Source organism: Niveispirillum cyanobacteriorum, from assembly GCF_002868735.1.
In the GTDB taxonomy this organism is placed as follows: domain Bacteria; phylum Pseudomonadota; class Alphaproteobacteria; order Azospirillales; family Azospirillaceae; genus Niveispirillum; species Niveispirillum cyanobacteriorum.
Genome location: NZ_CP025611.1, coordinates 1658563 through 1679569 on the forward strand (window position 1 = coordinate 1658563; position 21007 = coordinate 1679569).

21 protein-coding genes are annotated in these 21007 nt (G+C 65.7%); 17 read left to right on the forward strand and 4 right to left on the reverse strand.

Annotated features, from left to right (window positions below; genetic code table 11):
- The first annotated feature begins 2 nt into the window (after positions 1-2).
- The 13 genes from ftsW (at position 3) to recN (ending at position 14888) form a co-directional block, all read left to right on the forward strand.
- Positions 3-1127: a putative lipid II flippase FtsW gene (gene ftsW / locus C0V82_RS07505; RefSeq protein ID WP_188595063.1), complete on the forward strand. Its 1125-nt coding sequence runs from the start codon at positions 3-5 to the stop codon at positions 1125-1127.
- Positions 1124-2236 carry an undecaprenyldiphospho-muramoylpentapeptide beta-N-acetylglucosaminyltransferase gene (gene murG / locus C0V82_RS07510; RefSeq protein ID WP_102111797.1) on the forward strand — a complete coding sequence of 371 codons (1113 nt, stop codon included), beginning with the start codon at positions 1124-1126 and terminating at the stop codon, positions 2234-2236. Before ftsW ends, murG begins: the two co-directional genes overlap by 4 nt.
- Positions 2227-2436: a hypothetical protein gene (locus C0V82_RS07515; protein WP_102111798.1), complete on the forward strand. Its 210-nt coding sequence runs from the start codon at positions 2227-2229 to the stop codon at positions 2434-2436. Before murG ends, C0V82_RS07515 begins: the two co-directional genes overlap by 10 nt.
- 3 nt (positions 2437-2439) lie before the next feature.
- Positions 2440-3864 carry a UDP-N-acetylmuramate--L-alanine ligase gene (gene murC, locus C0V82_RS07520; RefSeq protein ID WP_102111799.1) on the forward strand — a complete coding sequence of 475 codons (1425 nt, stop codon included), beginning with the start codon at positions 2440-2442 and terminating at the stop codon, positions 3862-3864.
- Between the two features lies 1 nt (position 3865).
- Positions 3866-4813, forward strand: a complete 948-nt coding sequence (murB, locus tag C0V82_RS07525) for a UDP-N-acetylmuramate dehydrogenase (protein ID WP_102111800.1) — start codon at positions 3866-3868, stop codon at positions 4811-4813.
- A gap of 239 nt (positions 4814-5052) precedes the next feature.
- The gene (locus C0V82_RS07530) at positions 5053-5988 is read left to right on the forward strand and encodes a D-alanine--D-alanine ligase (protein WP_102111801.1); all 936 of its coding nucleotides are present in this window, start codon (positions 5053-5055) and stop codon (positions 5986-5988) included.
- The gene (locus C0V82_RS07535; protein WP_102111802.1) at positions 5976-6893 is read left to right on the forward strand and encodes a cell division protein FtsQ/DivIB; all 918 of its coding nucleotides are present in this window, start codon (positions 5976-5978) and stop codon (positions 6891-6893) included. Before C0V82_RS07530 ends, C0V82_RS07535 begins: the two co-directional genes overlap by 13 nt.
- Positions 6894-6905: 12 nt before the next feature.
- The gene (gene ftsA / locus C0V82_RS07540) at positions 6906-8186 is read left to right on the forward strand and encodes a cell division protein FtsA (protein WP_102111803.1); all 1281 of its coding nucleotides are present in this window, start codon (positions 6906-6908) and stop codon (positions 8184-8186) included.
- A gap of 111 nt (positions 8187-8297) precedes the next feature.
- Complete coding sequence (gene ftsZ, locus C0V82_RS07545) at positions 8298-10001, forward strand: cell division protein FtsZ (protein WP_102111804.1); 1704 nt, start codon at positions 8298-8300, stop codon at positions 9999-10001.
- 355 nt (positions 10002-10356) lie between these two features.
- On the forward strand, positions 10357-11250 hold the full coding sequence (gene lpxC / locus C0V82_RS07550) for a UDP-3-O-acyl-N-acetylglucosamine deacetylase (protein ID WP_102111805.1): 894 nt from the start codon (positions 10357-10359) through the stop codon (positions 11248-11250).
- A 173-nt stretch (positions 11251-11423) separates the two neighbouring features.
- Positions 11424-12179, forward strand: coding sequence for a substrate-binding periplasmic protein (locus C0V82_RS07555; RefSeq protein ID WP_158659795.1), 756 nt, complete (start codon positions 11424-11426; stop codon positions 12177-12179).
- Positions 12180-12407: 228 nt separating this feature from the next.
- Positions 12408-13169 (forward strand): outer membrane protein assembly factor BamD, encoded by a 762-nt coding sequence (locus C0V82_RS07560; protein WP_102113306.1) that lies wholly within the window; start codon positions 12408-12410, stop codon positions 13167-13169.
- A gap of 42 nt (positions 13170-13211) precedes the next feature.
- Entirely contained in the window at positions 13212-14888 is a 1677-nt protein-coding gene (gene recN, locus C0V82_RS07565) for a DNA repair protein RecN (protein ID WP_102111807.1), read from the forward strand.
- A 5-nt stretch (positions 14889-14893) separates the two neighbouring features.
- On the opposite strand, the gene C0V82_RS07570 is transcribed toward recN, so the two are convergent.
- On the reverse strand, positions 14894-15634 hold the full coding sequence (locus C0V82_RS07570; RefSeq protein ID WP_102111808.1) for a helix-turn-helix transcriptional regulator: 741 nt from the start codon (positions 15632-15634) through the stop codon (positions 14894-14896).
- A 96-nt stretch (positions 15635-15730) separates the two neighbouring features.
- Here C0V82_RS07570 and C0V82_RS07575 point away from each other — a divergent pair, with 96 nt between their 5' ends.
- On the forward strand, positions 15731-16048 hold the full coding sequence (locus C0V82_RS07575; protein ID WP_102111809.1) for a ribbon-helix-helix domain-containing protein: 318 nt from the start codon (positions 15731-15733) through the stop codon (positions 16046-16048).
- A gap of 82 nt (positions 16049-16130) precedes the next feature.
- Here the strand turns inward: C0V82_RS07575 and C0V82_RS07580 are convergent, their stop codons facing one another.
- Positions 16131-16613, reverse strand: a complete 483-nt coding sequence (locus C0V82_RS07580; protein ID WP_102111810.1) for a peroxiredoxin — start codon at positions 16611-16613, stop codon at positions 16131-16133.
- A gap of 160 nt (positions 16614-16773) precedes the next feature.
- Between C0V82_RS07580 and C0V82_RS07585 the strand changes: the two genes are divergently transcribed.
- Positions 16774-17352 (forward strand): YqgE/AlgH family protein, encoded by a 579-nt coding sequence (locus C0V82_RS07585; protein ID WP_102111811.1) that lies wholly within the window; start codon positions 16774-16776, stop codon positions 17350-17352.
- A gap of 153 nt (positions 17353-17505) precedes the next feature.
- On the forward strand, positions 17506-18030 hold the full coding sequence (gene pal / locus C0V82_RS07590; RefSeq protein ID WP_102111812.1) for a peptidoglycan-associated lipoprotein Pal: 525 nt from the start codon (positions 17506-17508) through the stop codon (positions 18028-18030).
- Here pal and C0V82_RS07595 read toward each other — a convergent pair.
- Positions 18014-18901 carry a LysR substrate-binding domain-containing protein gene (locus tag C0V82_RS07595; protein WP_102111813.1) on the reverse strand — a complete coding sequence of 296 codons (888 nt, stop codon included), beginning with the start codon at positions 18899-18901 and terminating at the stop codon, positions 18014-18016. The genes pal and C0V82_RS07595 overlap by 17 nt on opposite strands.
- A 112-nt stretch (positions 18902-19013) precedes the next feature.
- Between C0V82_RS07595 and C0V82_RS07600 the strand changes: the two genes are divergently transcribed.
- Positions 19014-19904 (forward strand): TolB family protein, encoded by an 891-nt coding sequence (locus tag C0V82_RS07600; protein WP_102111814.1) that lies wholly within the window; start codon positions 19014-19016, stop codon positions 19902-19904.
- Here C0V82_RS07600 and epmA read toward each other — a convergent pair.
- The gene (gene epmA / locus C0V82_RS07605; RefSeq protein ID WP_102113307.1) at positions 19901-20956 is read right to left on the reverse strand and encodes an EF-P lysine aminoacylase EpmA; all 1056 of its coding nucleotides are present in this window, start codon (positions 20954-20956) and stop codon (positions 19901-19903) included. The two genes, C0V82_RS07600 and epmA, sit on opposite strands and share 4 nt — an antisense overlap.
- Positions 20957-21007 lie beyond the last annotated feature (51 nt).

Consider the following 21007-nt stretch of genomic DNA (forward strand, 5'->3'; position numbering starts at 1 on the left):
TCATGGTTTCATTCTCCCGTACCGATCATTCGATCCTGGGCCGCTGGTGGTGGACCGTTGACCGCTGGACCATGGCGGCGGTGATCCTGATCGCCACCATCGGCGTGGTCCTGGTCCAGGCGGCCAGCCCCGCCGTGGCGACCCGCATCGGCACCGACAGCTTCCACTTCATCGAAAAGCACCTGCTGGTCCTGATCCCCTCGCTGGGCCTGATGTTCGGCGTATCGTTGCTGTCGCCGCGCGGGGTGCGGCGGCTGGCGGTCATACTGTTCCTGGCCGCCACGTTCGGCGTGTTCCTGACCCTGTTCATCGGGATGGAGATCAAGGGCGCCACGCGCTGGTTGCAGCTTCCGGGTATCTCCGTCCAGCCGTCGGAATTCCTGAAGCCCGCCTTTGCGGTTGTTGCCGCGTGGCTGTTCGCCCTGCACCGCACGCAGGAGAATGTGCCCGGTATCCCGGTGGTGGTGGGGCTTTATGGCCTGATCGTGGTCCTGCTGATGAGCCAGCCCGACCTGGGCCAGACCTTCGTCATCACCTGCATCTTCTTCGGCCAGTTCTTCCTGGCGGGCCTGCCCATCGTCTTCGTGGCGTCCTGCGTGGTGATGGGCATCGGCGGTCTGGTCAGTGCGTACTTCCTGTTCCCACATGTGCAAAGCCGTATCGACCGGTTCCTGGACCCCGCCGCCGGCGACAATTATCAGGTTGCACGCTCCCTGGAAGCGTTCGAGAAGGGCGGCGTCTGGGGCACCGGACCCGGCCAGGGCACCGTCAAGATGTCGATCCCCGACAGCCATGCCGACTTTATCTTCTCTGTCGCGGGCGAAGAGATGGGGATGATCACCTGCATGATCATCATCTGCCTGTTCGGCTTCGTCGTCCTGCGCAGCTTTGCCCGCGCCTCCAATGATCAAAGCCTGTTTGTGATGCTGGCGGCCAGCGGCCTGACCATGCAGTTCGGCCTGCAGGCCCTGATCAATATGGGTTCTGCCCTGCATCTGATGCCGACCAAGGGCATGACCCTGCCCTTCATTTCCTATGGCGGGTCATCGCTGATCGCCTTAGGCATCGGCATGGGCATGGTTCTGGCCCTGACCCGCAAGCGGTTCGGACCGGGAGAGGCGCTATGACCGCATCGCGCCCCATCATCCTGGCCGCTGGGGGAACCGGCGGCCACATGTTCCCGGCAGAGGCCCTTGCCCGCACGCTGATCGCGCGCGGGCATTCGGTCATTCTGGTGACCGACAAGCGCGGCAAGGCCTTTGGCGACAGCCTGCCCGATGTGCGCGTGGAACGCATCCGCGCCGCCACATCCGCCCCCGGCATCATGGGCAAACTGCGCATGGTGGTAGAACTGGTGGTGGGCACGGCGCAGGCACGCTCCCTGCTGCGGCAGTTGCAGCCGGCGCTGGTGGTGGGGTTCGGTGGCTACCCGTCCCTGCCCACCGTGTTTGCCGCGCAGTCGGCGGGCATCCCCACCTTGCTGCATGAGCAGAATGCCGTGTTGGGCCGGGCCAACCGGTTGCTGGCCGCCAAGGCACGGATGATCTGCACCAGCTTCCCCAGCGTTGCGGGTCTGCCGGCGGTGGACGGCAAGCGTATCATCCGCACGGGCAACCCCGTCCGCCCCGACATCCTTGCGCTGCGCGATGCACCCTACCCGGCCCCTTATGCCGGCGGTTCGCTGAACCTGCTGGTCACGGGTGGCAGCCAGGGTGCGGCGATCTTTGGCGAGGTGCTGCCGCGTGCCGTGGAAATGCTGCCCGAGGATGTGCGCTACCGCCTGAAGATCGTGCAGCAGGCGCGCGCGGAGAATATCGAGGCGGCCCGCAGCGCCTATGCCCAGATGGGCGTGGAAGCGGAACTCGCCACCTTCTTTAAGGACATGCCGGCCAAGCTGGCGGGTTGCCACATGATGATCGCCCGTTCCGGTGCCGGAACGGTCGCGGAATTGTCGGTGGTTGGCCGCCCGTCCCTGCTGGTTCCGTACCAGTACGCCATGGATGACCATCAGACGGCCAATGCGCAGTCGCTGGTCGGGGCCGGTGGTGCCTGGCTGCTGCCGCAGCAGGAATTCACACCTGTTTCGGTATCGGAACAATTGGCGGCCTTCCTGGCCGATCCGGGCCGCCTGGTTGCTGCGGCCAAGGCCGCCGCCGGCTGGGCCATTCCGGACGCCGCCGACCGGCTGGCCGATGCCGTTGAACGCGTGGTGAAGGGGGATGCCGCATGCGCATGATCGATACCACCGCCGAACCCACGCTGGCCGAGCTGGAGCGTGCCTTTCCGCTGCTGCTGAACGGGTTGACGCGCCGGCGCTTCACCCTGCCGCAGCCGCAGAGCCCTTTGAAGGGCGGGTTTGTTTCACAGATGGAACAAAAAATCGCCCCGCGCCTGCACCATGATTATTCCACCATCACCCGTCGCCTTGGAGTTTGACCCATGCGGGCCTTGCCGCTGAATATCGGAACCCTGCATTTCGTCGGCATTGGCGGTATCGGCATGTCCGGTATTGCCGAGGTGCTGCACAATCTGGGCTATGCCGTGCAGGGCAGCGACATGGCCGATAACTACAATGTCCAGCGTCTGCGCAAGCTGGGCATCAAGGTGGAGATCGGGCACCGGGGCGAGAACCTGGGCGATGCCGCCGTTCTGGTCATCTCTTCTGCCGTGAAGAAGGACAATCCCGAGGTCGTGGCCGCACGCGCCGGCATGATCCCCGTGGTGCGCCGGGCCGAGATGCTGGCCGAACTGATGCGCCTGAAATGGTCCATCGCGGTGGCCGGCACGCATGGCAAGACCACCACCACCAGCATGGTCGCAGCCCTGCTGGAAGGCGGGGCCATGGACCCGACCATCATCAATGGCGGCATCATCAATTCCCTGGGCACCAATGCCAAGCTGGGCAGCGGCGACTGGATGGTGGTGGAGGCCGATGAAAGCGATGGCACCTTCACCAAGCTGCCCTCCACCATCGGTATCGTCACCAATATGGACCCCGAACACCTGGACCATTACGGGACGTTTGAGGAGGAGCGGAAGGCCTTCGACCGGTTTGTCGAGAATATTCCCTTCTATGGCTTTGCCGCGCTGTGCATCGACCATCCCGAGGTCCAGGCCATGCTGGGCCGGGTGGACCGCCGCGTCGTGACCTATGGGTTCAGCCCGCAGGCCGATGTGCGCGCGGTGAATATCGAGACGAATACGTCCGGCTGTTACTATGACGTCGAACTGTCCGACCGGGCGGCGTCGGAAGCGCGGACCATTACTGGCATCCACCTGCCCATGTATGGCCTGCACAATGTCCAGAACAGCCTGGCCGCCATTGCGGTCGCCATCAGCCTGGGCATCAGCGACGACAGCATCCGCACGTCCTATGCCAAGTTCACGGGCGTGAAGCGCCGTTTCACCAAGACAGGTGAGAGCAACGGCGTCGTCATCATCGATGATTACGGCCACCATCCCGTTGAGATTGCCGCGGTGTTGAAGGCCGCCCGCATGGCCGGCACGGGCCGGACCATTGCGGTCGTACAGCCCCACCGCTACACCCGCCTGCAAAGCCTGTTCGCGGAATTCTGCACCTGCTTCAACGATGCCGACGCGGTGGTTGTGGCCGATGTCTATGCGGCAGGCGAACAGCCAATCGAAGGGGCGGCCAAGGATGATCTGGTGGAAGGTCTGCGCGTGCGCGGCCACCGCAATGTCACGGCGCTGTCCAGCCCAGCGGCCCTGCCCAGCCTGATCGCCGAGATGGCCAAGCCGGGGGACATGGTCGTCTGCCTGGGTGCCGGCACCATCACGCAATGGGCAAACAGCCTGCCCGGCGAATTGGACAAGCTGGCCACCCTGAATAAGGGGGGCGACTGACATGGTGCAGGTGCTGGATGGACAGGCGCTGACCGGCCGGTTGCGAGAGGCCGCCCCCGAGATCCGGGGACGGCTGACCCCGGATGCGCCGCTGGGCCCCAGCACCTGGTTCCGTGTGGGTGGCCAGGCCGAGGCGCTGTTCCGCCCGGCGGACGAGGATGATCTTTCCTACTTCCTGGCCCATTGCCCGGCCGATGTGTCCGTCACCGTGATCGGCGTGGCCAGCAATCTGCTGGTCCGGGACGGGGGCGTGCCCGGTGTCGTGATCCGGCTTGGCGGGCCGTTCGCGGAGGTTTCGGTGGAGGGGGACCGGATCAATGCCGGTGCCGGCGCCCTGGACCTTAATGTCGCGCTGACGGCACAGGCGGCGGGGCTGGCAGGGTTGGAGTTCCTGTCGGGCATCCCCGGCACCATCGGCGGGGCGGTCCGCATGAATGGCGGTGCCTATGGCGCCGAAACGGTGGATGTCATCCTGTCCGCGACCGGCATCGACCGGCAGGGCGTTAAGCACAGCTACACGCGGGAAGACCTGCACCTGACCTACCGCCATTGCGGCGTGCCGGATGATGTGATCTTCACCGGCGCCGTGTTTCAGGGCCGGCCTGATGATCCCGCCGCCATTCAGGCGCGCATCGACGCCATCCAGCAGGCCCGCGCCGACAGCCAGCCCGTGCGCGCCCGCACCGGCGGATCCACCTTCGCCAACCCGGACGGGCATAAGGCCTGGCAGTTGATCGATGCTGCCGGATGCCGGGGTCTGACCATCGGCGGCGCGCAGATCAGCGAGAAGCATTGCAACTTCCTGCTGAATCTGGGTGACGCGACCGCCCATGATATCGAATCGCTGGGTGAAGAGGTCCGGGCGCGTGTGAAGGCGAATAGCGGCGTGGATTTGCGCTGGGAAATACGTCGGATCGGACTACCCCGTTCGAACGGGGGTGAGTCATGAATGTCACCCTGGCCGACAAATGTGAGTCTCCGCTGCAACAGGTCGCAGCACCCCGAGTCGCTTTTTTAAAAGCGCTTCATTTTGGCGCTTGCAGCCCCGTAATCCGTCGCTTACACCGAATCTTGTGGGAAGGCTGGGGCTGCCTCACACAACATCTTGCGATAGCGCAGAATTTGCCGGACAGGCCGGCAGGAATGGCGACGCGTCACCACGCGTCAGCCAAAGGGGGAACTGTTGTGATGGGCACCGAGAACCGTTCGAAGCATGTCGCCGTCCTGTTGGGCGGATGGTCTGCGGAGCGGGAAGTGTCCCTGGTCAGCGGGTCCCGCATCGCCGAGGCCCTGGAGAGCAAGGGCTACAAGGTCACGGCCATTGATGTGCAGCGTGATCTGGCCGGTCTGGTCGCCGCCCTCACCCCGCATCCCGACGTGATTTTCAACGCCCTGCATGGCAAGGGCGGCGAGGATGGGTTGATCCAGGGCGTTCTGGAATATCTGGGCGTGCCCTATACCCATTCTGGCGTGATGGCATCCGCCGTCGCCATGGACAAGGCCCTGACCAAGCGCATCCTGGCGACCGTGGGCATGCCGGTGGCCGATGGCGTGATCGCCACCAAGGAACAGGTCCTGGCCGGCCATGTCCTGCCCCCGCCCTATGTCGTGAAGCCCGTGGACGAGGGTTCCAGCGTCGGTGTGCGCATCGTGCGCGAGAGCGACAATTTCACGGTGCTGGAAGAAGATAGCTGGGTCTATGGCCGCCGCGTGCTGGTGGAGAAGTTCATTCCGGGTCGTGAGCTGACCGTCGGTGTCATGGGCGACCGCGCCCTGGCCGTGACGGAAATCGTGCCGCGCACCGCCTTTTATGATTATGAGGCGAAGTACGCCGATGGTGGTTCGGTGCATGTCTGCCCGGCCCAGATTCCGGCGGATGTGGCCGAGGAAGCAAAGCGTCTGGCGCTGCTGGCGCATCAGGTTCTGGGCTGTTCGGGCGTGTCGCGCACCGATTTCCGCTGGGATGACAGCAAGGCCGGCATCAGCGGCCTGTGCTTCCTGGAAACCAATACCCAGCCCGGCTTCACGCCGACCTCCCTGCTGCCCGAACAGGCGGCATCGCTGGGCATCAGCTACGCAGATCTGTGCGCCTGGATAGTGGAGCATGCCCGATGCCACGCGTAACGCCCACCGCCCCCCCCACCACTGACAATCCCCGCGCGCGCTTTGCCGAAACGCAGAAGCGCGCGACGCTGCGTGCGGCCCAGGAGGCCAACCGCCGCCGTGCCCTGCCCCGTTGGGCCGAGCCGGCAATGAAGATCGCGCGGCGGTCGGCGCCGCTGGTGGCGCTGCTGGCTGTGGGTGGCTGGGTCTGGGGCTCGGGTTATGGCGAGCTGCTGGTGCATGCCGCCACCGACAAGGTCCTGACCGCCAGTGTCGAGGCCGGCCTGTCGGTGCAGGATGTGACGGTGGTCGGACGCGAGAAGGCGGCACAGGCCGACCTTCTGAACGCGCTGGCCGTTCAGCGTGGCACCCCCATCCTGGCCTTTGACCCGCACCATGCGCGTGCGTCACTGGAGCAGATCCCCTGGGTGCGTCAGGCGCGGGTGGAACGCCGCCTGCCCGACACCATCGCTGTCACCATCACTGAACGGGAACCGATGGCCCTGTGGCAGCATGACCGGCAGATGCGCCTGATCGATGCCGACGGCATCGTGCTGACCGCCAGTGATCTGTCGAAATGGCCGAACCTGCCGCTGCTGGTGGGGCCGGATGCGCCCAAGCGTGGGCCGGCCCTGCTGCATATGCTGGCCAAGCAGCCGGCCATCGCGCAGATGGTCGAGGCGGCAGTGCTGGTCGGTGGTCGCCGCTGGGACCTGCGCCTGAAGAACGGCGTCGATATCCGCCTGCCCGAACATGATGTGCCAGAAGCGCTGCATCAGCTAGCCATGATCCAGCAGACGAATGACGTGCTGAACAAGGATGTGGTCGCCATCGACCTGCGCATCCCGGACCGCCTGTCGGTCCAGACCTCCGCCGCTGCGGCCGATCTGCGCCGCAAGCCCCCCGAAAAGAAGCAGAAGACCTGAGGGCACGAGATCATGGCATTTCCCGGCGCCCTCAATACCCGTACCAAGGCCCGCAAAGGTCCGCGCGGTGGCACCATCGCCGCGCTTGACGTTGGCTCGTCCAAGGTCGTCTGCTTCATCGCCAAGGTCGATGATCCGGGCAGCATCCGCGTGGTCGGCATCGGCCACCAGATCAGCCGGGGCGTGCGGTCCGGCGGCATCGTCGATATGGAAGCCGCCGAAACCGCCATCGGCACCACGGTACATGCCGCCGAAACCATGGCCGGGGAGCAGATCCGCGAGGTTCTGGTCAGCCTGTCGGGCGGGCAGCCCGAAAGCCAGACCCTGATCGCCGAAACGGCGGTGACGGGCGCGGAAATCAGCGACAGCGATGTGCGCCGCGCCCTGACCGAGGCACGCAAGCTGGACGTGTCGCCGGACGCGGAACTGATCCATTCCATCCCGGTCGGCTATGCCATTGACGGGGTCAAGGGCATCCGCGACCCGCGCGGCATGGTGGGCGAACGGCTGGGTGTGCGCACCCATGTGGTGACCGCTGCCGGCGGACCGGTGCGCAACCTGTCCACCTGTGTCGGGCGCTGCCATCTGGGCGTCGAAAGCTTCGTCATGAGCCCCTATGCCGCCGGCCTGTCGTGCCTGGTGGAAGATGAGATGGAGCTGGGCGTTACCGTCATCGATATGGGCGGCGGCACCACCAGTATGGCGGTCTTCAATGACGGCAAGATGGTCTGGTGCGACAGCATCCCGCTGGGCGGCGGCCATGTCACCAACGACATCGCCCGTGGCCTGACCACGCCCGTCGCCCAGGCCGAGCGGTTGAAGACCCTGTACGGTTCCGCCGTGTCCGCCGTGTCGGACGAGCGGGAGATGATCGACGTGCCCCAGGTGGGCGAGGAAGAGCGCGGCCAGACCAACCATGTGCCGAAGTCGCTTCTGGTCGGCATTATCCAGCCGCGTATGGAAGAGATTTTCGAGCTGGTGCATGGCCGCCTGGACCAGTCGGGCTTTGCCAAGGCCGCCGGTCGCCGCGTCGTCCTGACGGGTGGCGCCAGCCAGTTGTCGGGTGTGCGCGAACTGGCCGCCAATGTCCTGGACAAGCAGGTGCGCCTGGGCCGTCCGCTGCGCATCGGCGGGCTGGCCACCAATGTTTCCGGCCCGGCCTTTGCGTCTGCCGCCGGTCTGCTGGCCTATGCCATGCAGCAGAACCACGAAATGCCGGCGCTGGCCCCCATGCCGGAAAAGTCCACCGGGCTTTGGGGCCGCGTCAATGGCTGGCTGCGGGAGAATCTATGACCCGAAGACCATGCCACAGGCCCCGCGCCCGCCGACGAGCAGCCAAAGCCTGAACCAATCGTTCCCGCCGCCTTTCCCGATTTCCCTCCCCCGCCAGAGGAGCCCACAGCGATGAGCATCAAACTCGGTATCCCCAGCGTCGAAGTGCAGACCAAGCCCCGCATCACCGTGTTCGGTGTTGGCGGTGCCGGTGGCAACGCCGTCAACAACATGATCCGTTCCGCGCTGGAAGGGGTCGAGTTCGTGGTGGCCAATACCGACGCGCAGGCGCTGCAGGGCAACCTGGCCTCCAAGCGGGTTCAGCTTGGCTCCACCATCACCCGCGGTCTGGGTGCCGGGTCGCGCCCCGATGTGGGCCGTGCAGCGGCGGAAGAGCAGCTTGAGGAAATCCTGGGCCACCTGTCGGGCACCAACATGTGCTTTATCACCGCCGGGATGGGCGGTGGCACCGGTACGGGTGCGGCCCCCGTCATTGCCCGTGCGGCGCGTGAACAGGGCATCCTGACCGTCGGCGTGGTGACCAAGCCGTTCAATTTCGAAGGTGCGCACCGCATGCGCACCGCCGAAAGCGGCATCAGCGAACTGGCGCAGTATGTCGACACGCTGCTGATCATCCCGAACCAAAACCTGTTCCGCATCGCCAACGAGAAGACGACGTTCGCCGACGCCTTCAAGATGGCCGACGATGTTCTGCATGCCGGCGTGCGCGGCGTGACCGACCTGATGGTTATGCCCGGCCTGATCAACCTGGACTTTGCCGACATCCGCACCGTCATGAGCGAGATGGGCAAGGCCATGATGGGCACCGGCGAGGCCGAGGGCGACCGCCGCGCCATCGATGCCGCCGAGGCCGCCATCAACAACCCGCTGCTGGACGATATCAGCATGAAGGGTGCGCGCGGCGTGCTGATCAACATCACGGGCGGTCATGACATGACCCTGTTCGAGGTGGATGAAGCCGCCAACCGCATCCGCGACGAGGTCGATCCCGAAGCCAACATCATCTTCGGTTCTACCTTCGACGAACATATGTCGGGCAAGATGCGCGTGTCGGTCGTCGCCACCGGCATCGACAATGCCGTGCAGCAGCGTCCGCCGGTGGGTCAGCCGCAGTTGCAGGTCGTGTCGGGCCGCCGCGTCGCCCCGGCCCCGGCCGCCGCGCCGGCCGCCGCCGTCGCCAGCATCCCGCCGGCCCCGGCCAACCCGATCCCGGCCCGTCCGGCCCTGCAGCCCGCCGCCATCCCCGGCGTCGCCGCTGCCGCCCCCGCCTTCGCCCCGATGCAGCCGGCCCCGATGCCGGGTGCCGCCGCCGTGGCGATGACGGAGGAAGCCGCCCCGGCCATGGTTGAGGACGCCGCAGCCGAAGCGCAGACCGCTGTTGCCATGGCCGCCGCCACGGCACCGGCGCCGCAGCCGCACCATGAACTGCGTCCGTCCGACATGCGTCCGGCAGCCCCGGCCCGCCGCGACGACGCCTTCATCCCGCCGCGTGCGGCTGAAGGCGCTCCGCGCAGCAGCCAGCCGGCAGCACCGGAGCGGTTCACCCCGCCCGCCCCGCAGCCGGAGAAGCGTGGCCTGTTCGCCAAGCTGTTCGGCGGCGGCGCCCCGCAGCCGGCACCGGCCGCCCCGCGCATGCCGGCCCCGGCGCCCCAGGCCCCGGCACCGCAGTTCAACGCCCAGGCCCGTCAAGCCGCCCCGGCACCGGCCCCGCAGCCGGTGGCCCAGGCCGCCCCGCAGGCCCCCCGTGCAAAGACGGCGCAGAGTGATGAGGAGATGCTGGACATCCCCGCTTTCCTGCGTCGTCAGGCGAATTGAGGCCCTGAACTTCGTTCAAAATCAAACGCTTATCGCAGTGCACAAGGGGCCGGTCCGGCGGGGACCGGCCCCTTTCTTTTTGTTTGTTGCCACAATTAAGACAAAATTATGAAAGTGTTTCAGACACTTACCAGCACCCTCCGTAACAATCGGTAACAAAGAGTGATTTGAAGCTGGACGCGCACTCTGTCATTTTCACGATGCGGCGATCAGCGATACCGCATTGCAACGCAGGTGGGATGGCGTTGCACTCCTAATTGGCCCCCGGCCAAGGTCGGGACTGCCATTCGGAGCCGGTGGCTGGATTTCCGCATCAGGGGGCGTTACTGTCGATTTATCGGAAAGGGACAAGCCCATGTCCTGGCAACAGACGCTCAATACGACCATTCACTGCGCTGGTGTCGGCCTGCATTCGGGCCGCCGCGTCCGCATGACCTTGCGCCCGGCCCCGGTCGATCATGGCATCAGCTTCATCCGTACCGATGTGCCCGCCGACCGCGCCGTGATCGCGGCTCGCTGGGACCTTGTCGCGGATACCCGTCTGTGCACCCTGCTGAAGAATGAGCAGGGTACGACCATCGGCACGATCGAGCACCTGATGGCCGCCCTGCGCGGCCTTGGCATTGACAATGCCGTGGTGGAGGTGGACGCACCGGAACTGCCCATCATGGATGGCAGCTCGGCCCCGTTTGTCTTCCTGATCGAATGCGCTGGGATCAAGCAGCAGGACCAGCCGCGCCGCCTGATCCGCGTGTTGAAGGAAGTGCGCGTGCAGGATGGTGACAAGATCGTCAGCCTGTCACCGGCTCCGGTCAGCAGCTTCCGCGCCGAGATCGTTTATGAGAACACAGCCCTGATCCGCCGCCAGGAAGGTTTCCTGCGTCTGACGGACGGCGCCTTCAAGGCGGAGGTCGCCGATTGCCGGACCTTCGGCTTCGCCCATGAGGTGGAGGCGATGCGCAAGGCCGGCCTGGGCCTGGGCGGCTCGCTGGACAATGCCATCGTCATCGATGGCGACCGGGTGATGAATCCGGGCGGTCTGCGCCATGCGGATGAGTTCATCCGCCACAAGATCCTGGACGCTGTTGGCGATCTGTATCTGGCGGGCGGCCCCATCCTGGGCCATTACCAGGGCCTGCGCCCCGGCCATGCCATGAACAATGCCATCCTGCGCGCGCTGTTCGCCGACACCACGGCCTGGCGCCGCGAGGATGCGGAAACCTGGGACAGCCGGGCCGCCGTGGCCTGATCGGGCTATATCGCTGAAAAACGAAGGGCGCCGGACAATCTGGCGCCCTTTTTTCATTTTACTGTCACTGGTATTCACGGGATCATCGGGCAGTATCCACATCGTTCCGAGGGCGAGCGATGATGCGACGGCCAGTTCCCAGCCTGACTCTTGCCACCCTGCGGGGCTTGGCCATGGCTATGTTGCTGGCTGTGGCAGCCGTGATGATGGCCCGCGCCGACACTGCCCCTGATGGCGCACCAACCATAGTCCGGCTGTCCAGCCTCGACTGGCCCCCTTTCAGTGGTGAGGGTCTGCCGAACCGGGGGCTGACAACGGCCATCGTTGAACGCACCCTGGCACGTGCGGGCCTTTCGGCGGAAGTCACGTTCCTGCCCTGGCAGCGGGCGGTGGCCACGGGCCTGAAGGCGCCAGGCCATGCCGGGTACTTCCCGGAATACCGGACTGCCGCCAGCGAGGCACAATGCCTGCTCTCCGCCCCTATCGGCAGCAGCCCGCTTGGTTTTGCCGAACGCGTGGCGGCCCCCGTCACCTGGCGCAGCCTGACGGATCTGACGGGCCGGCGCATCGGCACCGTGCGCGGTTACGTGAATACCGACAGTTTCGACCGCGCCGCCGCCGACGGCACCCTGACCATTGAACCGGCGGTCGATGACGCCACCAACCTGCGCAAGCTGGCGGCGGGTCGGCTGGACATGGTGGTGATCGACGCCAATGTCCTGGCCCATCTTCTGTCCGCCGACCCGGACCTGCGACCCTTGCGCACGGGCCTGCGCTTCAATGCAAGGCTGCTGGAGGATAAAAGCCTGCATGTCTGCTTCCGCCCCGGCCCAGATGGTGAGGCGCTGCGCCGCCGCTTTGACAGGGCGCTCGCCGAAGACAGGCCGGATTCCATGCTGCAGGCGTCGCGCCCCGCCCCGGAACGGTGACATCAGGCACCAGCCTGCCACGGTTCCGCCAGGATTCACCCCCATCTTCGGCGAAAAGCGCCTTTGCGTGCGTGCCCGTGACGTTTGCCGCTTGGCGGTGGCGGTCCCGTGCGTGCTATAAGGCATCCCGCATTCATGCTTGCTGCTTGGTTGTCCTTGCCGATGCTCCGCACCGAACGTCCGAACCGCCGCGCCCGTGTCCTTCGCCATCTGGCGCCGGTCGCCCTCATGTTCCTCGCCGCCTGCTCGGGCAAGAAGGATGAGCTGCCCTATGTCGAGCGACCGGTAGAGCAAATCTACTCCGAGGCGTCCAACGCCATCGACAACCGCAACTACACCAAGGCGGCGCTGCTGTTCGACGAGGTCGAGCGCCAGCACCCGTATAGCCAGTGGGCGGTACGCGCGCAGCTGATGGCGGCTTACTCGCACTATCAGGCCCTGCGCTATGATGATGCGATCACGACGCTGGATCGCTTCATCGCGCTGCATCCGGGCAACCGCAACGCGGCTTATGCCTTCTATCTGAAGGCGCTGTGCAATTATGAGCGTATCAGCGATGTGCGCCGCGACCAGGGCACCACGTATGAGGCGCTGAAGAACCTGCAGGAAGTGGTCCGCCGCTTCCCCAGCAGCCCCTATGCCCGCGATGCCCGCCTGAAGATCGACCTGACCCGCGATCATCTGGCCGGCAAGGACATGGAAGTTGGCCGATTCTATCTGGCTACCGGCGAGTATATGGGCGCCATCAAGCGCTTCCGCCGCGTGGTTGACGAGTATCAGGCCACCAGCCATGTGCCCGAAGCCCTGCATCGTCTGGTCGAAAGCTACCTCGCCCTGGGTATCCGGGAAGAGGCGCAGGCCAATGCCGCCCTGCTGGGCCATAACTACCCCGGCTCCGTCTGGTACCAGGACACCTATGCCCTGATGAACCGCAGCGAACGGGGCGAGAAGCCGTCGCTGTTCCAGCGGGCTGTCGACTGGCTGTTCTGATCCGGCTTTACCATACCCTGACCCCTTCGCTCCGGCTGCGCCATGCTTGTCACCCTGTCGATCCGTGACGTCGTCCTGATCGAACGCCTGACGCTGGCGTTCCAGTCGGGGCTTTGCGTTCTGACCGGGGAAACCGGTGCCGGCAAATCCATCCTGTTGGATGCGTTGGGGCTGGCGCTGGGGGCCAGGGGCGACAGCAGCCTCGTCCGCCATGGCTGCGAACAGGCCAGTGTCACCGCCGAGTTCGACCTGGGCAAGCGCGGCGACCACCCGGCCTTTGCCATCCTGCGGGAGCAGGAGCTTGAGGTGGAGGACACCCTCGTCATCCGCCGCACCCTGACCAATGACGGGCGCTCCCGCTGCTTCGTGAATGATCAGCCGGTTGGCGTCACGTTGCTGCGCCGGTTGGGCGAAACGCTGGTCGAGGTGCATGGGCAGTTCGATACCCATGGGCTTCTGGACCCGCGTACCCACCGCGACCTGCTGGACGATTACGCCCAGCTATCGGTGCAGGGCCAGAAAGTGGCCGCAAGCTGGCGCGCCTGGCGGCAGGTGGAACAAGCCCGCCTGACCGCCGCCGACGATGCCAACCGGGCGCGGGCCGAAGAGGACTACCTGCGCCACGCGGTGGAGGAGCTGGACCAACTGTCGCCCGAGGAGGGCGAAGAAAAGGCGCTGGCCGAACAGCGCATCGTGCTGCAGCACCGCGAGAAGCTGATCGAGAGCCTGACCCAGGCATCGACCGAACTGTCGGGCGAGCGTGGGGCGGAACGGGCGCTGGCATCGGCGCTGCGCACCCTGTCCCGCATCGCCGACAAGGCCGGCGGCAAGCTGGACCCCATCATCTCCGTCCTGGATCAGGCGGCCAGCGAGGTGGGCGAGGCATCGCGCGCCATCCAGGGCTTTGCCGCCGACATGGACAGCGATGGCGGCAATCTGGACAAGATCGAAGAGCGCCTGTTCGCCCTGCGCGCGGCCGCCCGCAAACACGGTACGGATGTCGACGGTCTGGTGACCCTGCGCGCGTCCATGGCCGCCAAGCTGAACCTGATCGAGGATCAGGGCGACCTTCTGTCAAAACTGGCAGCACAGGCGGAGACGGCCAAGGCAACCTATCTGGAGGCCGCCAAGGCCCTGTCGGCGGCGCGCGCCAAGGCAGCGGGCAAGCTGGATCAGGCGGTGGCGGCGGAACTGAAGCCCCTGCGCCTGGAGAAGGCGCGATTCGCCACCAAGGTGGAACAGTTGGGCGAGGAAGGGTGGAGTGCTGCGGGCATCGACGACATCGCCTTCCAGGTCGCCACCAACCCCGGCACCCCGCCAGGCCCCCTGGCCAAGATCGCATCCGGCGGTGAGTTGGCGCGTTTCATGCTGGCCCTGAAAGTGGTGTTGGCGCAGGTGGGCACGGTGCCGACCCTGGTGTTCGACGAGGTCGATACGGGCGTCGGCGGGGCCGTGGCCGATGCCATCGGCGAGCGTCTGGCCCGGCTGGGCCAGCATGACCTGCAGGTCCTGGTCGTCACCCACAGCCCGCAGGTGGCCGCGCGCGGCGCCCATCACTGGAACGTCCGCAAAAAGGTCAGCGCCGGGCGCACCGCGACGGAGGTCGTGGCCCTGTCGGTCGAAGAACGGCTGGAAGAAGTGGCACGCATGCTGTCCGGTGCTGAAATCACCCAGGCAGCACGCGCGGCGGCGGAAAGTTTGCTGGCCGGGCGGGGCTAGACTGCTTACGGCGCGATCAGACCAAGATGGACCGCCATGGCGATGGCGTGGGGTTTGGTGTGGACGCCAGGCTTCTGCATCGCGTTCTCCACATGGAACTTTGCGGTGCGGTCGGAAATATTCAGGATGATCGCTGTCTCCGCGATGGTCTTGCCCCGGCAGGCCCAGAGCAGGCAATCACGTTCCCGTCCCGTCAGGGGTGGCGGTGGCGTCAGACCATCGCGCACGCCGCGCAGCGCCAGGGCGCGTTCGTGATAGGCCAGTGCCGCCAGCCTTAGCCAGCGCGGCGTTCCGGCCGCCAGTTCTTCTGGCTGTTGCGTCCAATACATCGAGATCAGGGAGGAGGCGGGCCGCCCCGCAGCATCCAGCGCATGAACCGGCAGCACATAGCCCTGGGTGTAGCCATGATCATAGGCCGCCTCCAGCACCCGGCGCGGCTTCGTCCCCCGCGCCGTGGCGGCGAAATCGGGCAGGTCGGTCCACAGGAAGGGCGTGTTGGTGGCGGCGGCACGGGCAAAGACCGGGTCATGCAGGATGAAGCCCTCATCCTCGTACGTGCGGGCGAAATCCGCCCGCACACTGGTCTGATAGAAGGGCAGTCCGTCGCCCGCCCGCAATTCGCGGATATCAATGTAGGAGAAGCTGGCAAAGCCAAGCTGTGACGACAGGGCACCGAACGCGGCATAAAGGCCGTCGAGATCGCGGCTCTCCTCAATCGCACCTAAGGCATCGTCCAGGGTCGGCATCCAGTATCACATGAAAGAGGGGGGAGGCCATACGACCCCGTCATCCTGTCTGAACAGACAGTGTCGGGCAAAGGCAAAAACTGTCCTACTCTTTTCATGTCGATGAAGACCCGCCTCATCCCTCGTCCCCCTGCCCCTGCCGGTCTGCCGGTCGATCACGGGTTGCGTCTGGCCCATGCCATGGATGGCATGAGATGCGGCATGCCGCGTCGGCAGCGATCATTTCTGATCAATGGGGAGATGCGGGCCGTGCGGATGCCGCCCGATCTGTGGCTGGCGCTGGATGGGATCGCCCTTACGGAAGGGGTGATGACCGCCTTCATCGTGGAGCAGGTGGCCCGCCGCCGCGCCGCAGGGGTCGGCCTTGCCGCTGCCCTGCGCTGTTTTATCCTGGCTTATCACCGCCAGGATTAAGGAAAGGGTGAGGCGGACCGCCTGCCCTCTCCCCCGCCCGCCCTTTGCGGGGGACGGGGGGATGGCGGTCCGCCTTTCCCGATTACAGCACCTTCAGGATGTGCTCAGCGCTCGACACCTCAAAGGCGCCGGGCTTTTCCACTTCCAGACGGGTCACAACGCCATCTTCGGCCACCAGGGCGAAGCGCTGGCTGCGGTGGCCCAGATTATAGGCCGTGCCGTCCATTTCCAGACCCAGCGCCTTGGTCAGGGCGCCGTTGCCATCGGGCAGCATGGTGACCTTGCCGGCGACATTGTTCTGCTTGCCCCAGGCCTGCATGACGAACGGGTCGTTCACGGCCATGCAGACGATGTCTTCCACGCCCTTGGCCTTGATCGCCTCGGCATTATCCACAAAGCCCGGCAGGTGCTTGGCCGAGCAGGTCGGGGTGAAGGCGCCGGGAACGGAGAACAGGACGACCTTCTTGCCCTTGAACAGGTCGTCGGTGCTGACCTCCTGCATGCCGGACTCGGTCAGGTGCTTCAGGGTGACCGACGGGACGCGGTCGCCAACCTTCACGCTCATCTGGATATCCTCCACAAAGGGGATGTTGATTGAACCTATGTGCCGTTTCTAGGCCACACCCGGCCCCGCGACAAGCAAAAGGGACCACCAGAAAAACCGCCCACCTTGGCGGCACGGGCTGCTATGATCGGCTTCCAGGATGAAAGCCACGCCGCAACCCATGCCGACATCGTCCAAGAAGCCCCTGAATTCATTGACCGGTCAGTTCCTGATCGCCATGCCGCAGATGCCTGATCCGCGGTTTGAGAAAAGCGTGATCTATATCTGTGTCCACAATGCCGAAGGGGCAATGGGGCTGGTGGTGAACAAGCTCTTCGACGGGATCAGCTTCACCAGCCTGCTGAACCAGTTGGATATCGAGGTGACGCAGCCTGCCCGTGAATTGACGGTCCATTTCGGGGGACCGGTCGAATCGGGACGCGGATTTGTGCTGCACAGCGCCGACTATAACCACGAAGGCAGCGTTCAGGTGAGTGATGGGGTGGTGTTGACCGCCACCGTCGATATCCTGCGCGCGGTCGCAGAGGGCCAGGGGCCGCAGAATGCCATCCTGGCGCTGGGCTATGCTGGCTGGGGCCCCGGACAGTTGGATCAGGAGATGCAGCAGAATGGCTGGCTGCATGCGCCCGCCGACAATCGCATCCTGTTTGACACCGACCAGGAACGGAAATGGGAACGCGCCCTGGCCAGCCTGGGCATCAACCTGTCCATGCTGTCGGCGGATATCGGCCACGCTTGACGCGTTGCCTCAGGCGCCGGCGCCGCGCCGGGGGCCATATGCCAAACACAGGCCCGGCTTTGGTCCAAGTCCCGCCGCAATCGCAGGGCTGGATGATGGGGGGCCACCGGTCTTCCCGACCGGCGGAAAACATCTGGGAATGAGAGATACAAGATGAAACGCACCAACCTTCTGCTGCTGGCACCCGTGATGCTGCTGGCGGCCTGTTCATCCGTCAGCGACCGCGACAAGGATGCCAGCAGCAGCGGCGGCGGCTATACCACGCCGTTCCCCGGTTCGGGCACGCCGACCACTGGCGTCGAGCAGTCGAACCTGAATTCCAACCTGTCCCCGCAGCAACAGCTGGCGCAGATCGGTGACCGCGTGTTCTTCGGTCTGGATCAGTTTGAGGTGTCGCCGGAATCGGCCGCCACCCTGGACCAGCAGGCGCAATGGCTGCGCAGCAATCCCGCCATCACCCTGACTATCGAGGGTCACTGCGACGAGCGCGGCACGCGTGAATACAATCTGGCCCTGGGCCAGAAGCGCGCCGACAGCGTGCGCCGCTATCTGGTGGCTGCCGGCATCGATGGCAGCCGGTTGCAGGTCATCTCCTTCGGCAAGGAACGCCCGGCCGTGGCCGGTTCCTCCGCCGATGTCTGGGCCCAGAACCGCCGCGCCGTCAGCGTTGTGAACTGATCCCCTCCCCCACCTTGCGGGCCATCGTCAAGATGAAGCCCGCAAGGTGGCGGATCGCGGGCGACGCCGTTTCCGGTCGCCAAACCAGAAAATAGGCGTCAGGCCCGCGCAACACTGGCCCGAACGGCTGCACCAATAGCCCTTGTGCCAGCAACGGCGCGAACAGGCTGGGTGACAATAGCGCCGCACCCGCGCCGGCCAGTGCCGCCCCCGCAGCCATATCCTGCGTGGGAAATGTTGTCGACAAAGCCGGCAGCCGGATCTCGGGCGCACCGGCCAGCCGCAACCAGTCGCCCCAGCGGTCGTCCGGTACGACCGGGCAGCGTGCCAGATCCGCCGGTTCGCGCAGGGCCAGACGGGTGGCCAGGGCCGGCGCCAGCATGGGCGTGCCCTCTACCGCGAAGAGCGGCTCCGCCGTCAATCCGGGCCAGTCCACCGTCCCGCTGCGCAAAGCCAGATCGAAATCAGCCGCTCCCCGCACTTCGACAGAGACATCCAGGGTGACGGGCACCGCCCTTTCCTCCCGCCCATAGGCATCCAGAAGCGGCAGCAACCAGCGGCTGGCCAATGTCGGCGTGGCCGTAAGGCGGATCGGTTCGGGGGTCGACCGGCTGGCCGCAACGGCGTCATGGATGATAGCCAACGCCACACCCAGCCGTCCGGCCAGCGCCTGTCCGGCATCGGTCAAGGTGATGCGCGGGCCACGACGATGGAACAGTGCGGCGCCCAGGTCCCGTTCGAGCTGCCGCACCCGCAAACTGACCGCCGCCGGCGTTACGCCCAGTTCATCCGCTGCCCGCGTCATATGGGCGTGGCGGGCGCAGGCCTCAAAATAGCGCAGGGAATCCAGGGGTGGGAGGCGGGTGACCATACGCCATATTAAGCGCAACTTAACATCAGGGCCAAGGAAAGCTCGTTTTGAGGGGAGAGCGGTGTCGGTTATCTGAACCTATCCGCCCCACACGCCCTATGATGGTCCGCCCATGTTCGCAACCACCCGCATCCTGGCCCTGATCCTGCCCATGGCAATGGCGGTCGCGGCACAAAGCAGGGAACCGGGACCTGTGCGCTGGACCCCGCCCGCCCTGTCCAGCAGTGACTATGAATCCAGCGCCAGCTTCACCGCCGACGGGCGGGAAGTCTACTTCATGCGGGCCGATCCGGGCTTCCGCCACTATGCCATCCTGCAGGCCCGATGCGAGGCTGATGGCTGGTCAGTCCCGACGCCAGTCTCCTTTGCAGCCCCGTCGCCGGCCATGGATGCCGATCCGTTCGTAACGCCGGATGGCAGACGGCTTTATTTCATTTCCACACGCCACGCGCCGGGAGGTGAGGATTTCGACATCTGGTTTGTTGACCGACAGGCCGACGGCGCATGGGGGCCAGCCCAGCGCCTGCCCGCGCCCATCAATTCGTCGGCATCGGAACTGCTGCCGCGCCTGGACGGGGCCGGGAACCTCTATTTCGGGTCGGCGCGGGACGGCAGCGCCGGGGGTGGTGACATCTATCGCGCCCGCCCCGATCCCGGACAGCCCAGCGGCTGGCAGGTGGAGGCGCTGCCGGCCCCCATCAACAGCGCCTCAATGGAGTATGAGGGGGAGATATCGGCAGACGGGTCCCGCATGGTGGTGGTCGCCAACCGCGAGGGCCGATCACACCTCTATCTGATGCGCCGTTCGTACGAGGGTTGGATCGAGGCGGGTCGGTTGCCGGGCCGGACAGACATGTTCCAGGTCGGCCCGACCCTGTCACCCAAGGGTGAGCGCCTGCTGTTCGCGCAGGCGGACGGGGACAGGTCGGGGGAGCTGTTCCTGCTGGATCTGGTGCCGGACATCACGGAGAACTGGCCGCCCAAATGCCCTGCCGGGCGTTAGGCCACCACCACCGGCGCCCACAGGACATCATCGATACTGTCGGCACCGGCGATGATCATGGCCAGCCGATCGAAGCCCAGGGCGATGCCGGCGCTGTCGGGCATGTGCGGCAAGGCCGCCAGGAAATCCTCGTCAATCGGGTAGCGTTCGCCGTAGAGCCGTTCCTTTTCGGCCATGTCCGCCTCGAACCGCGTGCGCTGGAGGACCGGGTCGGTCAACTCCCCGAAGGCATTGGCCAGTTCCACCCCGCAGCCATACAGCTCAAACCGCTCCGCCACGCGCGGATCGTCGGGTTTGGGACGGGCGAGGGCCGCCATGGAGACGGGGTAGTCGGACAGGAAGGTGGGCACATCCATGCCCAGATGCGGTTCGATCCGGTCCAGGCTGACGCGGAAGAACAAGTCTTCCCAGGTATCGGTATCGGCCACGCGGATGCCGATGCGCGCCACCTCCGCCGCCAGCCGGTCGCGGTCGGGGCGCAGCGGGTCAGGCGCGGTGGCCAACAGGTCGATGCCTGCATAATGTAGAAAAGCATCCTGCACCGTCAGGACCCGCCAGTCGGCAAACGGGTCGCATTCGATGCCCCGAAAACGCAGCTTGTCCTTGCCCGCCGCGACACAGGCCGCGCGGACCAGGGCCACGCAATCATCCATCAGGTCGCGGTAGCCGGCACCGGCCCGATACCATTCCAGCATGGCGAATTCCGGGTGGTGCGTGCCCGACCGTTCGCCATTGCGGTAGACGTGGGAGAGCTGAAACAGCCGGGGCACACCCGCTGCCAGCAGCTTCTTCATGGTGAATTCAGGGCTGGTGTGCAGGTAGAGCCGGCGGCGGTCATCCGGATGCGGGCCGATCAGATCGGTCGCAAAGGCCACCAGATGCACCTCCAGCCCTGGTGAGACCTGCAAGGCCGGCGTCTCCACCTCATCAAAGCCCTGATCCTCAAACCAGCGGCGCAGGGTCCGCATCACCGTCTGGCGCACGGCCAGATGCTGGCGTTTTTTCTGGAAATGGTCGGGGTGCCACCAGGGGGGCGAAACGGTGCGGCGCATGATCACTCGACAGCGGGCGGGCAAGACGGGCACTCTCGCCTTCCCGCCCGC

Bases quoted from the DNA above. Each gene is read 5' to 3' on its own strand.
- ftsW (WP_188595063.1), top strand. From the start codon at position 3: ATGGTTTCATTCTCCCGTACCGATCATTCGATCCTGGGCCGCTGGTGG.
- murG (WP_102111797.1), top strand. From the start codon at position 1,124: ATGACCGCATCGCGCCCCATCATCCTGGCCGCTGGGGGAACCGGCGGC.
- C0V82_RS07515 (WP_102111798.1), top strand. From the start codon at position 2,227: ATGCGCATGATCGATACCACCGCCGAACCCACGCTGGCCGAGCTGGAG.
- murC (WP_102111799.1), top strand. From the start codon at position 2,440: ATGCGGGCCTTGCCGCTGAATATCGGAACCCTGCATTTCGTCGGCATT.
- murB (WP_102111800.1), top strand. From the start codon at position 3,866: ATGGTGCAGGTGCTGGATGGACAGGCGCTGACCGGCCGGTTGCGAGAG.
- C0V82_RS07530 (WP_102111801.1), top strand. From the start codon at position 5,053: ATGGGCACCGAGAACCGTTCGAAGCATGTCGCCGTCCTGTTGGGCGGA.
- C0V82_RS07535 (WP_102111802.1), top strand. From the start codon at position 5,976: ATGCCACGCGTAACGCCCACCGCCCCCCCCACCACTGACAATCCCCGC.
- ftsA (WP_102111803.1), top strand. From the start codon at position 6,906: ATGGCATTTCCCGGCGCCCTCAATACCCGTACCAAGGCCCGCAAAGGT.
- ftsZ (WP_102111804.1), top strand. From the start codon at position 8,298: ATGAGCATCAAACTCGGTATCCCCAGCGTCGAAGTGCAGACCAAGCCC.
- lpxC (WP_102111805.1), top strand. From the start codon at position 10,357: ATGTCCTGGCAACAGACGCTCAATACGACCATTCACTGCGCTGGTGTC.
- C0V82_RS07555 (WP_158659795.1), top strand. From the start codon at position 11,424: ATGGCTATGTTGCTGGCTGTGGCAGCCGTGATGATGGCCCGCGCCGAC.
- C0V82_RS07560 (WP_102113306.1), top strand. From the start codon at position 12,408: ATGTTCCTCGCCGCCTGCTCGGGCAAGAAGGATGAGCTGCCCTATGTC.
- recN (WP_102111807.1), top strand. From the start codon at position 13,212: ATGCTTGTCACCCTGTCGATCCGTGACGTCGTCCTGATCGAACGCCTG.
- C0V82_RS07570 (WP_102111808.1), bottom strand. From the start codon at position 15,634: ATGCCGACCCTGGACGATGCCTTAGGTGCGATTGAGGAGAGCCGCGAT.
- C0V82_RS07575 (WP_102111809.1), top strand. From the start codon at position 15,731: ATGTCGATGAAGACCCGCCTCATCCCTCGTCCCCCTGCCCCTGCCGGT.
- C0V82_RS07580 (WP_102111810.1), bottom strand. From the start codon at position 16,613: ATGAGCGTGAAGGTTGGCGACCGCGTCCCGTCGGTCACCCTGAAGCAC.
- C0V82_RS07585 (WP_102111811.1), top strand. From the start codon at position 16,774: ATGCCGACATCGTCCAAGAAGCCCCTGAATTCATTGACCGGTCAGTTC.
- pal (WP_102111812.1), top strand. From the start codon at position 17,506: ATGAAACGCACCAACCTTCTGCTGCTGGCACCCGTGATGCTGCTGGCG.
- C0V82_RS07595 (WP_102111813.1), bottom strand. From the start codon at position 18,901: ATGGTCACCCGCCTCCCACCCCTGGATTCCCTGCGCTATTTTGAGGCC.
- C0V82_RS07600 (WP_102111814.1), top strand. From the start codon at position 19,014: ATGTTCGCAACCACCCGCATCCTGGCCCTGATCCTGCCCATGGCAATG.
- epmA (WP_102113307.1), bottom strand. From the start codon at position 20,956: ATGCGCCGCACCGTTTCGCCCCCCTGGTGGCACCCCGACCATTTCCAG.